This window comes from Pseudoalteromonas sp. ABV4_021 (assembly GCF_056159365.1).
The window spans coordinates 907789-921317 of the sequence record NZ_JBSWVB010000001.1; the positions used below are offsets into that span (position 1 = coordinate 907789).

Sequence of the window (13529 nt, forward strand, 5' to 3'; positions counted from 1 at the left end):
ATGTAACCATGAGTCAAGAGCAAGCCAAATTTATAGCCGGCAAACTCGGCGCCCCTTACGGCATTAAGGGTTGGCTTAAGGTGCATTCATTTACTGATGATCCCGAAGGGATCTTTGATTTCAGCCCATGGTTGATAGGGCAACAAGGAAACTGGCAAACCGTTGAAGTGGTCGACTGGCGTCGTCACAACAAAGGTTTTATCGCCAAGTTGGCAAATGTAGAAGACCGTGACCAAGCAAATGTGTTAACAAATGCTGAAATTGCTGTTTTTGAAGAACAATTGCCAGACTTACCTGATGGTGAGTTTTATTGGCGAGATCTCATCGGTCTTACTGTGGTAACTGATAAAGGTTACGACTTAGGTAAGGTCGACGACATGCTAGAAACAGGTTCTAATGACGTTTTAGTGGTTAAAGCTAACCCTAATGACGGATTTGGAAAAGGTGAACGTTTAATTCCATATTTAACCGAGAGCGTAGTGTTAAAGGTGGATTTAGATGCTAAAGAAGTTACCGTAGACTGGGATCCTAGTTTTTAAATGTCGCAACAGGCACACATGTGGTTCGGTGTTATTTCACTGTTCCCTGAAATGTTTGATGCGGTAACAAAGCAAGGTGTTACTGGTCGCGCAGTTAAAAACGGTTTAATCGATTTTAACTGTTGGAGTCCGCGTGACTATGCTTTTGATAAGCATAAAACTGTGGATGACCGCCCATACGGCGGTGGCCCTGGTATGCTAATGATGGTGCAACCATTGCGAGATGCCATCGATGCAGCGAAAGCTTCAGCGGGTGAAGGGGCAAAGGTAATCTATCTATCACCACAAGGTAGAAAGCTAGATCAACAAGGGGCGCAAGAACTTGCAAACCATAAAAAGTTGATTTTAGTGGCAGGTCGTTATGAAGGTATAGATGAGCGGTTAATTGAATCACACATTGACGAAGAATGGTCAATTGGTGACTTTATATTATCCGGTGGCGAACTCGCTGCAATGACATTAATCGATTCAGTATCTCGTTTAGTGCCAGGCGTGTTAGGTCACAATCAGTCTGCCGAGCAGGATTCATTTTCTGACGGCTTACTAGACTGCCCTCACTATACACGGCCAGAATTATTGGATGGTAAGCAGGTGCCCGCTGTATTGCTCAGTGGAAACCATAAAGAAATCGCTCGCTGGCGCTTAAAGCAACAGTTGGGTAGAACTTGGCTTAGACGTCCGGACTTGTTGCAAAACCTAGCTCTGACTGAGGAGCAAGCAAGGTTACTCGCTGAATTTCAGCAAGAACATAATGTTTGTGGCTAGAAGACAGTTACTCCTAGGAAATGTGAGAAATATAATGGCAAAAGTAAACCAAAATATTATTAAAGTGCTTGAAGATGAGCAACTTAAATCTGACGTACCAGAGTTCGGCCCTGGTGATACAGTAGTTGTTAAAGTACGTGTTAAAGAAGGTAACAAAGAGCGTCTACAGGCGTTCGAAGGTGTGGTAATCGCTAAGCGTAACCGTGGTCTTCATTCTTCTTTCACTGTACGTAAGATCTCAAGCGGCGAAGGTGTAGAGCGTGTTTTCCAAACACACAGCCCACTAATCGACAGCATCGAGCGCAAGCGTCGCGGTGCAGTTCGTCGTGCGAAGCTTTACTATCTACGTGAGCGTTCTGGTAAGTCTGCACGTATTAAAGAAAAACTTAACTAATACGTCTGAACTTTCAGAATCTAAACAGGCTGAGCTTTGCTCAGCCTGTTTTGTTTTATAAAAGCAAAAGTTTAATTAGCAAACAAAGAACGTACCTACACAAACCTACTAGACTCAACTCCTTATTAACTTCGATAAATTCTTGCTTTACGTGTGTCGTGGTCATTCATGAATTACACGTCAAGCGTTGATAGTAGCAGTGGCGCAAATATACTTAACAAGCCTCTAATTCTTCGCACGCTACTAGCTATATTATGGAGAGGTTTACTGATTCACTAACTTAAAATTATGATATTTATACCAACCAACTTAAACTCGTATTTTTAGAAAGCTGAATATTTGCGTGCGATATTCAGGTTTATTGATGTGGAATAACCTCTTAAAAATAGCGATTTCAGAAGCTAATGTCATAAGTCTGTTAAAAATCCAGCGCTGTATCTAACAAGAAAGCTAACACCATCGAAAGCCTTTTTAAATAGGGGCTAAATAGCTAACTTGTATAAAGTATTTAATTTTAACACTTTTACTTAGCGAGATAGCTTGATATGATTTTGTATATATTATTTTACTTGCTGTAAAGAAAGGTTTACTTTGTGATGGGCGCACTGAATACGTTAAGAGATCAAATTGATGAATGCGATAGGCAACTTGTTGAACTATTAGCTAAACGAAATCATATCACAGCTCAAGTTGGCGCTTATAAGCAACAACAAGGTCAACCTGTTTATGTACCATCGCGAGAAACTGAATTAATTGATGCACGGCGTTCACAAGCAATTGCAGCTGGGGTCAGTCCTGAATTAGTCGAAGATGTATTACGTCGACTTATGCGTGAGTCTTACCAAAATCAACAACTCGGTTTAGCGTGCGTTGCGCCGCAATTATCGCCAATGGTGATAGTGGGTGGTAAAGGTGCAATGGGTCAATTGTTCAAGCGCCAGTTAGAGCGCTCGGGTTATCAGGTGAAGGTGCTTGATAAAGATAACCAAAGTGAACGTGAGACTATATTACTTGAGGCACGTTGTGTGATTGTTTCTGTACCAATTCATGCGGTTGAATCAGTTATTGCAGATATGCCAAAACTACACCCTGAGTGTTTATTAGTTGATATTACCAGCGTTAAATCATCACCACTTAAAGCAATGGAAACTCACCATCAAGGACCGGTATTAGCGTTACACCCGATGTTTGGTCCCGATATTCCTCATTGGGTGAAGCAAACGGTCGTTGTTTGTCAAAATAAGCCCTGTGACGTAGCGAGTTCCTTACTCGAACAGCTTACTGTATGGGGCTGTAATTTAGTGTCTATGGATGCGAAGAAGCACGATGAAGCGATGCAAATTGTGCAGGTAATGCGCCACTTAACGACCTTTGTTTATGGTCAATTTTTGGCGAAACAAAGCCACAGCCTTGAAGAAATAGAATCTTGCTCTTCGCCTATTTATCACTTGGAATTAATGATGGTAGGGCGCTTATTTGCACAGTCGCCAGAACTTTACAGCGATATTATGTTGGCGCAATTTGAAGATGTCGCACCTTTGATGAAAGAGTACTGTGAGGTTTTCCAAAAAACCTTTGAAAAATTGAAGGAGAATGATAAAGCGGGGTTAATTGATGACTTTGCCGCTGCAAAAACCTTCTTTTCTGATTCTGCCATTACCTTTTTAAGTCAAAGCAAAGCGTTACTGAGTAAGGCAAATGACGCGAAAGTGTTAGATTATTAAAAAGGGGCGAAACGCCCCTTTTTTATTCCGTTGCAACGCTTACAGCGCTCAACGTTTCACTTTGGTAACAACCAAGAATACGAATGTAAGCAGTCACTTCTTTAAGCGCATCTAGCGCTTTTTTAACTTCTGGTAAATCAATGTTCGCTTCTAGGTCAACATAGAATACTTCTTCCCAAGGATTCCCCGGTACAGGTCGAGACTCTAGTTTTACTAGGTTAATGTTATGCTGTTTGAAGATCATCAATGCATCAGCAAGCGCACCGGCCGACTGTTTAGTCGCCATAATTAATGTCGTTTTAGTTGGGATCTGCTTAGATACTTTAACTGCTTTACGCGCAACAACAATAAAGCGGCTGTGGTTGTGGCTTTGATTGGCGAGGTTAGGCTCAAGTACCACTAACCCAGCCTTGCGAGCTGCGTCTTCAGATGCGATTGCGGCACCTGCATCATCTTGTAACGCTTCTTTCAGTGCGCTTGATGTTGAGTCGCTGTAGGCAAGTTGTACGCCGCTTAAATTACTAATAAATTGGCTGCATTGAGCAAATGGCTGCGGGTGACCGTATATTTTCGTTACATCTTCAATGGCAACGCCTGGACTTGCTACCAAACAATGTTCTACCGCTTGTGTTAGTTCGCCAACGATAGACACCTGTGTGTGCTGCAATAGGTCATATACTTCGTTGATACTGCCAGAGCAGGTATTTTCGATTGGTAATAAACCAAAATCGGCCTGTCCAGTTTCTACTTTATTGGTGATTTCATTAAAGCTACTGCACCCTAATTCAACAAGTTTGCCAGGGCGACGGCTGAAGTACTTATGGCATGCAAGTTGGCTGTATGAGCCCTGACCACCCAAATAAGCAACGCGATTCGTTTCTGTGTGCAGGTCTGGATTTAGGTTCTGCTGTAACATTGCCTGTTGATGCAGTACCGAATCTTCAATAATGGTTTGAAACACGCGATTTACGTAATAACCGTCAAGCCCCAGTGAACTGCCATAACTAATGAGTTTTTCTAGTAACGCCTGTTCACGTTGCTCATCACGGATCGGTTTGTTGTTGGCAATTTTATACTCAACAACACCGTGGCTGACGCGACGTCTTTTGGCGAGTAAGACTAGCAACTCCGAGTCTATCTCATTGATATCCCGACGTAGGGACTCAAGTGCATTGGACATTTTCTTTTCCTCATTCCCAATTGCAAAAAAAAACCTCCCAGTGGGAGGTTTAGTTTGACTTTAGCTTGTTCGTGACAAAGTCGCCTCCCGAGTTACGGATGGTGAAAAAAGAAGCTAAAGTTAAAGATTAATTTGTTCATAACCCCGAATTTAGAAATAAGTGCTGTTAAAGTCAACAGTAAATTGAGAGTAACTTATGACAAAACAGATTTTTTCATTATTTATTATGGCTTTTTTGCAATAAACCGAAAAAAAGGTGTAGAAATTAGTGAGATTCTTTTATAGTTCCAAGCACCACAATCAACGAGTTGCAGCAGAAGTAAGGTTACATTGTGAACTCTAAACATTTGGATGCGAGTTTTGGCATTAACGCACTTAGTACCAAGTTATCCATATTAATATCAGCCATTTGTTTAATAGCTGGATTATCTGCTGCGTACTTGATGGTTAAATCTGAGCGCAAACAACTGCTTTTTGAAGAGTTTGGTGTGCTAACAGAGTTATCGAAGCCGTTTGTTAGCCGTTTTGAAAACCTACTTAATGAGAAAAAGCGCATCGCAATTGATGCCAATACCATAGTTACAGAAGCCCTTTATTCCGAAACCGCGCTTGCTGAAAAAATCGTGCCGAGTAAGTTGGTTTTTGGTAAAGACGGCAGTATTCGCAGCTCTTCAAGTACTAATGTTGCGGGTGTACGTTCTGCGGCTTTCCTTCCTCAGCAAAGTTATAGTCACGAATATAAACGTATTTTTTCGCAAACAGAAAAAGTATGGTCGCAAATCGCGCCAATTTTAACCGACGAAACCTTTTTTAATTTCTACTTCATTAGCCAAGATCGTTTTATTCGCATATCGCCACCAAACTGGGCGTTAAATGTGCCGGCAAGTCATGACTTTAGGCAGGATGTCTTTTACGAAATTGGTACTCCTGAATTTAACCCTAACTTAGAAGCAACCTGGACCCCTATTTATTATGATGATATTTGGGAGCGCTGGGTTATTAGCCTTATTGTACCGTTACATTATGGCGGAGAATTTAAAGGCGTTACTGGCAGTGATATTGAGCTGCCAAAGCTGCAGGCGATGTTCCCTGACAAAGTGGGTGATGCCAAGCTGTTTGTGTTAAACGGCAAAGGACAAATTATTCAGTTTGAAGGTAAAACAGATATTATCAATCGCATCAGCGGCAGCATGAACGATTCGTTGGATACTAAAAACCAGTTACCAAACGAATTGCGCAATCAAGTTGAGCAATTATTAACAAGTCAGCGTCATGAATTGCAGGGTGAATTTGCCATTGACGACAGCAAACATATTTTTAGCATCAGAAAGTTTAGTGATTTTGATTGGTATATTGGTGTTTATAAAACCCACTCTGAAGCACTTTCGGCGATTGATGAAATAGAAGTAAAGTTTTTTGGCTTGTTTATCTTATATGCCGTGCTGGTGGTATTGTTATTGCACCAAACACTTTCTCATCTAGTGATTAAACGCATTAAAGCACTGGTTGCAAGCTCGCGAGAGGTTGCAAGGGGGCAATTTACTACAGCGCAAAACCTCATAGTTAATAAAGATGAAATCGGCTTGCTCAATTTTGAGTTTGGCGCAATGGCAGGCAAGCTCGAAAAGACCATGCGTGATTTACGCCAAGAGCTAGATGAAAAAGAGCAAGCAGAGCAGCGCGCAAGAAGATTATCAAAAGCCGTTGAATTCTCTGGTTCAGCTATCGTAATTACCGATGAAAATCTCAATATTGAATACGTGAACCCTAAATTGCTTGAAATGACAGGGTTTGAGAAAAGTCATTTTATTGGACAACCATTACTTGTATTAATGGAACCCGATATGATGATTTTGGTTGAGGATATCGTTCAGGACTTACTCTCGCGCCATCATTGGAAAGGCGACACGTTACTGCATAATAATGACAAACGTGCACTTTGGGTGTCGTTATCTGTTTCACCAATTCGCGATGATAACCACAAAGTGTATAGCTATGTTGCCTCTGCGCAAGACATTTCCTTTGTAAAAGAAAGTCAGCGCAAAATGGAACAATTGGCCTATTACGACACACTAACAGGGCTTGCTAACCGTGCGTTATTTAGAATGCAGCTTAAAAAGTCTTTAGCCTTAGCATCGCGCGGTCATTACTCATTTGCTCTGTTCTATTTTGATTTAGATGAATTTAAACGTATCAATGATACATTAGGTCATGATGCGGGTGACCAACTGCTGTTGGAAGTAGCACAACGCCTACAAAAGCGTCTTCGAGCTGAAGATACCATTGCCCGTCTTGGTGGTGATGAGTTTGCCGTGTTGCTCAGTGGTATTGATGACCGCGAGAAAGCCACAGATGTGGCGCTCACCATCCAAAATACCTTAAGCCAGCCAATTCGCTTAGGCAGCAACGAGGTGATTGTTAGTGCCAGTATCGGTATTACAATGGCATCGGATCAAAGCCCTGAAGAAGATGTGTTACTGAAACACGCCGATCTTGCAATGTATGAAGCAAAAGCGTTAGGTAAAAACACGTATTACTTCTATAACGACACCCTTGATGCAGCGGCAAAAGAGCGGTTGTTTATTGAAAATGAACTGCGCATTGCGATTAAAGAACAGCAGTTCGAGCTTTATTATCAGCCGCAAATTGATATTACCAACGAGAAGATAGTCGGTTTTGAAGCACTGATCCGCTGGCACCATCCTACACTTGGGCATATTGCGCCAGATAAGTTTATTCCAATTGCTGAAACAACAGGGTTAATTGTTGAATTAGGTGAGTGGGTATTGTGGGAATCGTGTGCATTTGCTCAGCGTATGGCGCTTAAAGATCATGAGAGCAGCATCTCTATTAATTTATCAGCACGCCAATTTAAAGATACGAGTCTAATTCCTTTACTAGAAAAGGTGATTAAGAAAACGGGTATCGTACCTGAGCGCGTGCACCTAGAGTTAACTGAGAGTATGCTAATGGGCGATGTTGAAGGCTCTATTAAGCAAATGCATCAATTAAAATCGCTTGGGCTATCGCTGTCGATAGATGACTTTGGTACGGGATACTCGTCACTCAGTTATTTAAAACGCTTCCCATTGGATATCTTAAAAATTGACCGCTCATTTATTAAAGATATTCCAGAAGATAGCAATGATATGGAGATTACCGCTGCAATTATCGCAATGGCGCAAAAGCTTAATTTAGAGCTGGTTGCTGAAGGCGTTGAAAGCGATGAACAAATTGAGTTTTTAAAGCTGAATAAGTGTGATGTAGTACAAGGTTATTATTACAGTAAGCCGGTACCAGAACATGAGATTTCGTTGATGATAGATAAAACGAAAGGTATACACTTTTAGTGTTTAATTTGGTGATGGCTAGCTGCCATCACCAAGCAATGTCTATTATCCGCCTGCAATTTTCACCTTGAAGCCTTGCTGCTCAAGCAAACCCTTCAACTTATCGCGGTCATCGCCTTGAATTTCAATGATACCGTCTTTGACTGCACCACCTTGACCCATTTTAGACTTTAATGTTTTGGCTAGCTTCTTTAAGTCATGGGCGCTTGGATCAATTCCCACAACGAGCATCACGCCTTTGCCTTTTCGTCCTTTTGTTTGGCGTTCAATACGCACCGCACCGTCTTTAAATAATTTTACATCGAGCTCAGGTGCTTCTTTTGGCTGTTTTATTCTTCCGGTTTCTGTGGAATAGACTAAATTTGAGTCTGACATAATAAATCCAAGTAAATACGCATGACGCAAGTTTATCATAATTTTGCAACCATATTATCGTTCAATTTATTTTTAGTTTTTTTAAGATAATATTTGCAAATTAGCGGGTTAAGTACTTAATTTAAATAAAGCGAATGGCGTAAATTTAGCAGGCATTAGGACATTCCAAGGAGAATTAAATGAGTTTGAATAAGGCTCTATCGCCAGATGGCAAATTATTTACGATTGAGATTAAAGGCAAGTTTGACTTTAATTTAGTACAATCATTTAGGAGCGCATATGCCGATGTTGGCGTAAGTACTCCAAAAGTAATTATCGACTTACGTGAAACCGATTACATGGATAGTTCGGCACTGGGAATGCTATTAAATATGAAAAAGTCGTTAGGTGACTCTGTGAGCAGTATTCATATTACAAATTGCAGACCTCAAATTAAGAAAATTTTACAGATCTCTCGTTTTGATAAAAAGTTCGACATCGACTGAAGCATGAAGATTCTGGTTGTCGATGATCAGGAGCTAAATCGTAACTTACTGCGTTTTATGGTAGAGCAAGAGCAGCACCATGTTGCCCTTGCTTCGGACGGAGAAGAAGCACTAACGGTTTTCGATGAGTTTTCTCCCGACTTGGTTTTACTTGATGTTGTAATGCCTAAAATGGACGGCTTTGAAGTAGCGCCGTTGCTTAAAGCCAAATCTGCTGATGTATATCTTCCCATCATTTTTATCACCGCATTGGATGACAAAAGCAGCCTAGAAAAATGTTTGCAGGTTGGCGGTGATGACTTTTTGAATAAGCCTTTCGATAAAGTAATTCTGTCGGCAAAAATTAAAGCACATGCGCGGACACGCGAATTCAGTATAAAAACCTACAAACAAAACCAAGAACTTGCTTATTATCAGCTGCATACTGAACGCGAACACGAGTTAGTTGAACATATTTTTGAAAATGCGCTGGAAAAGCGCTTTTTGTTACCTGAACTTGTTGAATTTAATTTATCACCGGCATCCATGTTTAACGGTGACTTATTTTTAATGGCACCGAGTTGTACCGGTGGCATTTATGTCTTGATGGGGGACTTTACCGGCCATGGGTTAGCAGCCGCGATGGGGGCGCTTCCAGCATCAAAAATCTTTTACTCAATGACGCAAAAAGGCTTACCTGTTGGTGATATTGCCGCTGAATTAAATTCAACTCTCAGTGAATTATTACCAGGCAACATGTTTTGCGCGGCAACGATTCTTGAGCTAAATAGCTCGGGTCGATCATTTTCAGCTTGGTTGGGAGGACTTCCTGATAGTTTTCTGTTGAGTAAAGAAGGCAAGGTTAAGCAGAAGCTAACATCGCGCCATATGGCATTAGGTATACTCGAAGATTACGAATTTGAACGCGATACCATTTATGTAGAAACGGAGTTGGATGACAAAATTATCTTGTATACCGACGGCGTCATCGAGGCAGAAAATACCAAAGGCGAATTTTTTGGTGAAGAACGATTACTGCGTAAGGTGACTGCTTCATCGTTTACTGAGTTAGGCTCCATTGTTGACTCGGTTAAGCGTTTTACGGGTAAACAAGATCAGCAAGATGATTTAAGTTTAGCGTTGGTAAAATGCAGACCATCAAATATTGAGCCCCAATTGAGCGATGAATACATGACAACGCCGTTAAACATGGCAATGACATTGGATGCAGAACGCTTAAAACAAACTGATCCAGTTGTTGATGTTGTTGAAATGATTTGTGCGATGAAAGGCTGCTCTGAGCATCGCTCTAATTTGTTTTTGCTGATCTCTGAAACATTTAACAATGCACTAGAACACGGTGTTTTAGGGCTCGAGTCCTGTTTAAAAGATAGTGATGAAGGGTTTTGTGAGTATTACGAACTTCGTGCTGAGCGATTAGCAGAACTTTCGGCTGGGGCGATTAATATTGATGTGAGCTACTTACCAGAAGACCCGAAAATAAGTTTTACAATAACGGACTCAGGTGATGGTTTTATAGGAAAAAATATTGCTAATGACGACAATAATTTTCATGGCCGTGGCTTGGGCTTAATTAAAGAGATTGCAGAATCAGTTTCACAAAATGAGAGCGGCAATAGCATCACCGTAACGTACTCACTATTACATAATTAAACTGAACCCATTATAAAAACGACATGTTAGTAGCTGCTTTGACTTGTTACTTTGCCATATTTATTTGTTATAGATACAAAAGATTAGATTACCTCAATAAAAAGCGCCAAATTTGTAGTACAAGCTACTACGCTCAATTAGTTAGCACATTTAAATGTCCATTTCATTTTCTATTCCCTTTATTTGTAACGACCCATAAAAGCTATTAAATACGTAATCTAAATTTATTTGTAATTTAAGTTAAGAATAGTATTGCATAAACCAATATAAGCCATGTACACTTTATTTTTTAAAAGATGTTTAGATGGCTATATGGCTAGTTCGATAGATTTTTCAGATTATGTTTTAGATACGCAAAAAGTGGCTGATTTCCGTCAATTAATTGAAAATGAAATTACGCAAACAGATCACTTGGATATTACGTGGCAGTACCTTATTCCTGAATTGGGCGAGGGCGGAACCTGTAGCTTATTCGGGCAGTTACAAGAAGCGCCGTTTGATCTTACGCAGCATGTAGATAAGCGCCAAAAAAATGTTGATGCAATGGCTGCACTCGCTCGCGTCGTTAAATTTGTTGAGCAACAAAACCTAATTGATTGGTTTGGTATTTACCAATCACGCCTGATTGATAATCAAACGCAGCTACTTAAATTAAGCTATTTTGGCAAACCAAGCCGCCCACTTTTTCCTGTTGATGAAGCCTATGCGCGTATTAGCAACAATGCCTTTGTTGCGCTTTACGGCAAAGGACGCGTGATTAACAACGTAGAACACTATGTTGCTAATGGCGGCGAGTACTATACTTGCGACCCAGCAGTTAAATCGGAAGTTTGTCTGCCTTACTTTTCGCAATCTGGCGAAGTACTTGGCATTATTGACGCCGAAGCGTTTAATAATGACGTGTTTACGAGTGATGCACTTGCTTTACTACAGGCCGTATGTGAAATAGTACCCAATTACTTACCTGAATAATCTAAAGCAAAAAGTTCTATTGATTATCGCCATGAAATTTTCTTTAGATACTTCTCCACAACAGAGAGTATGGTAAGCTAGGGCTTCATCCCATAGCAAAAATTCAATTTAAGAGATAACTATGTTTGCAAACTTAAAGCCATTACCAACGGATCCAATTTTAGGTTTGATGGCCAAATATCGCCAAGATACAAATCCAAATAAAATCGACTTAGGCGTTGGTGTTTATAAAACAGAACAGGGTGATACCCCAATTTTAAGCTGTGTAAAAAAAGCTGAAGCGTTTCGTTTAGAAAATGAAACAAGTAAATCATATATTGGCTTAGCTGGTGATTTAGGTTTTTGTGCAAAAATGGAATCTCTATTACTGGGTGAGCATAAAGCGCTTTTAGAAAACCGTGTTCGCACAGCGCAAGCGCCAGGTGGAACCGGTGCGCTACGTGTTGCTGCTGAATTTATCGCAAAAGCAAACCCAAATGCGAGCGTATGGGTAACTACGCCAACATGGGCAAACCATATTGGTTTATTCTCAGCAGCTGGTTTAACAGTTAAAGAATATCCGTATTACGATTACGAGAATAAAGGCTTATTGTTTGATGAAATGATGGCCACCTTAAAGACAGTTCCTAAAGGCGATATCGTGTTATTACACGCATGTTGTCATAACCCAAGCGGTATGGATTTAAACGCAGAGCAATGGCAACAAGTTGCAGATCTTGCAAAAGAAGTTGGTTTTACGCCGTTAATTGATATTGCTTATCAAGGTTTTGGTACTAGCCTTGAACAAGATGCGGCAGGCTTGCGTTTATTAGCTGAAACAGTTGATGAAATGATCATTTGTTCTTCGTGTTCTAAAAACTTTGGTCTTTATCGCGAGCGTATCGGCGCGTGTTCAATTATTTCAGAATCGAGCGCAGTTGCCGACGTTGCTAACTCAGTGCTATTAAGTGTTGTACGCAGTATCTATTCAATGCCACCAGCTCACGGCGCTGCAATTGTTGATACTATTCTTGGTAGTGAAGAGCTAACCGCCGAGTGGCATCAAGAGCTTGCTGAAATGCGTAATCGTATTAACGGTTTACGTAGCACGATTGTAGAAGCGCTTCATAGCCGTGGCGTTGCACAAGACTTTTCATTTATTGAAAAACAACATGGTATGTTCTCTTTCTTAAGTATCACGCCAGAGCAAATTGAACGTTTACAAAAAGAGTACTCAATTTACATTGTTGGCTCAAGCCGTGTAAATGTAGCAGGCGTTAGCCAAGCAAACTTAGATTACTTTGCCGATGCAGTTGCAACTGTAATTAAGTAAATTTACGCATAAATAAAAAAGCCACCTTCACGGTGGCTTTTTTATTTAACTTACTTTTTTAATATCAGTTACTTTTGCTTTATTGTTAGGCGGGGTTGGTTTTCCCCCTTTTAAAGCTGCAATAAATTGGTCTTTACGTTTTGCCATTTCAAGGGCCAGCGCTTCATTTTGTTGCTCGCTTAACGGCACATCAACTTCACCAAGCATGGTTTCAAGTGCTTCCGCAATATCCAACATTTTGTCATATGCGTCTGCCTCTTTTTTTGATGTAAATGTCATGCGTTCGACTCCATCTCTAACTACTTTGTAACATACCTCAACGGCCATATTGCACCTTCTTAACTGTTGTTTTATACAGTACTATAGCAGTAACGAAAAAAAAATAAAGTTTAATTATAATCACACCTTACAGAACCCCGCTGTGGTAAGCAATTTTAGAGACTAAATGCTTGATAACATTGCACCGCTACAGCAAGTACATTAATCTTACATTATGTAAAAGATTAAGGGGTTCTAATGTCAATTGATCAGATAATAACGTTTCTCGGTTGGGCTACCATCGCTAATTGTTTAATTGTTAGTGTTAGCATGGTGATTTTTCTACTCTTTCGCAGCACTATTGTCAGTATTCACAGCCAGCTATTTAACGTAGAGCATAAAGCATTGAATGTAGTTTATATTCAATATTTTGCTTTTTATAAGATCTTAATTGTTTTCTTTAATCTCGTTCCTTACCTAAGTCTTAAGTTAATTATGTGATTTATTCATTTATATGTGAGT

The 13529-nt window shown here is 40.3% G+C and carries 13 protein-coding genes and 1 other annotated feature; of the genes, 10 read left to right on the top strand and 3 right to left on the bottom strand.

Features of this window, described 5'->3' with window-relative positions; all coding sequences use genetic code 11:
• Window positions 1-8: 8 nt before the first annotated feature.
• From rimM to tyrA, 4 genes are all read left to right on the top strand, one after another.
• Window positions 9-539, top strand: a complete 531-nt coding sequence (rimM, locus tag ACXAFE_RS04305) for a ribosome maturation factor RimM (RefSeq protein ID WP_010560629.1) — start codon at window positions 9-11, stop codon at window positions 537-539.
• An 18-nt stretch (window positions 540-557) separates the two neighbouring features.
• Window positions 558-1304, top strand: a complete 747-nt coding sequence (gene trmD / locus ACXAFE_RS04310; protein ID WP_010560628.1) for a tRNA (guanosine(37)-N1)-methyltransferase TrmD — start codon at window positions 558-560, stop codon at window positions 1302-1304.
• 34 nt (window positions 1305-1338) lie between these two features.
• Window positions 1339-1698 (top strand): 50S ribosomal protein L19, encoded by a 360-nt coding sequence (rplS, locus tag ACXAFE_RS04315; RefSeq protein ID WP_010560627.1) that lies wholly within the window; start codon window positions 1339-1341, stop codon window positions 1696-1698.
• 596 nt (window positions 1699-2294) lie between these two features.
• A complete protein-coding gene (tyrA, locus tag ACXAFE_RS04320) occupies window positions 2295-3422 on the top strand; it encodes a bifunctional chorismate mutase/prephenate dehydrogenase (protein ID WP_475153589.1) in 1128 nt (375 codons plus the stop codon).
• A gap of 22 nt (window positions 3423-3444) precedes the next feature.
• Here tyrA and ACXAFE_RS04325 read toward each other — a convergent pair whose 3' ends face one another.
• Window positions 3445-4602, bottom strand: a complete 1158-nt coding sequence (locus tag ACXAFE_RS04325; RefSeq protein WP_475149132.1) for a chorismate mutase — start codon at window positions 4600-4602, stop codon at window positions 3445-3447.
• 24 nt (window positions 4603-4626) lie between these two features.
• Window positions 4627-4743 (bottom strand) — a sequence feature (Phe leader region).
• Window positions 4744-4934: 191 nt separating this feature from the next.
• Here ACXAFE_RS04325 and ACXAFE_RS04330 point away from each other — a divergent pair.
• Window positions 4935-7952: an EAL domain-containing protein gene (locus ACXAFE_RS04330; protein ID WP_475149134.1), complete on the top strand. Its 3018-nt coding sequence runs from the start codon at window positions 4935-4937 to the stop codon at window positions 7950-7952.
• 45 nt (window positions 7953-7997) lie between these two features.
• On the opposite strand, the gene yciH is transcribed toward ACXAFE_RS04330, so the two are convergent.
• Complete coding sequence (yciH, locus tag ACXAFE_RS04335; RefSeq protein WP_010560623.1) at window positions 7998-8327, bottom strand: stress response translation initiation inhibitor YciH; 330 nt, start codon at window positions 8325-8327, stop codon at window positions 7998-8000.
• A 179-nt stretch (window positions 8328-8506) separates the two neighbouring features.
• Here yciH and ACXAFE_RS04340 point away from each other — a divergent pair, with 179 nt between their 5' ends.
• From ACXAFE_RS04340 to ACXAFE_RS04355, 4 genes are all read left to right on the top strand, one after another.
• Window positions 8507-8812: an STAS domain-containing protein gene (locus ACXAFE_RS04340; protein WP_010560622.1), complete on the top strand. Its 306-nt coding sequence runs from the start codon at window positions 8507-8509 to the stop codon at window positions 8810-8812.
• A gap of 3 nt (window positions 8813-8815) precedes the next feature.
• The gene (locus ACXAFE_RS04345; RefSeq protein WP_475149137.1) at window positions 8816-10465 is read left to right on the top strand and encodes an ATP-binding SpoIIE family protein phosphatase; all 1650 of its coding nucleotides are present in this window, start codon (window positions 8816-8818) and stop codon (window positions 10463-10465) included.
• A gap of 312 nt (window positions 10466-10777) precedes the next feature.
• Window positions 10778-11437, top strand: a complete 660-nt coding sequence (locus ACXAFE_RS04350) for a GAF domain-containing protein (RefSeq protein WP_475149143.1) — start codon at window positions 10778-10780, stop codon at window positions 11435-11437.
• 121 nt (window positions 11438-11558) lie between these two features.
• The gene (locus tag ACXAFE_RS04355; protein WP_100912994.1) at window positions 11559-12749 is read left to right on the top strand and encodes an amino acid aminotransferase; all 1191 of its coding nucleotides are present in this window, start codon (window positions 11559-11561) and stop codon (window positions 12747-12749) included.
• A 45-nt stretch (window positions 12750-12794) separates the two neighbouring features.
• On the opposite strand, the gene ACXAFE_RS04360 is transcribed toward ACXAFE_RS04355, so the two are convergent.
• Window positions 12795-13076 carry a YebG family protein gene (locus ACXAFE_RS04360; protein ID WP_054978299.1) on the bottom strand — a complete coding sequence of 94 codons (282 nt, stop codon included), beginning with the start codon at window positions 13074-13076 and terminating at the stop codon, window positions 12795-12797.
• 189 nt (window positions 13077-13265) lie between these two features.
• Between ACXAFE_RS04360 and ACXAFE_RS04365 the strand changes: the two genes are divergently transcribed.
• Entirely contained in the window at window positions 13266-13508 is a 243-nt protein-coding gene (locus ACXAFE_RS04365; RefSeq protein ID WP_475149147.1) for a DUF6868 family protein, read from the top strand.
• The last annotated feature ends 21 nt before the right edge of the window (window positions 13509-13529 follow it).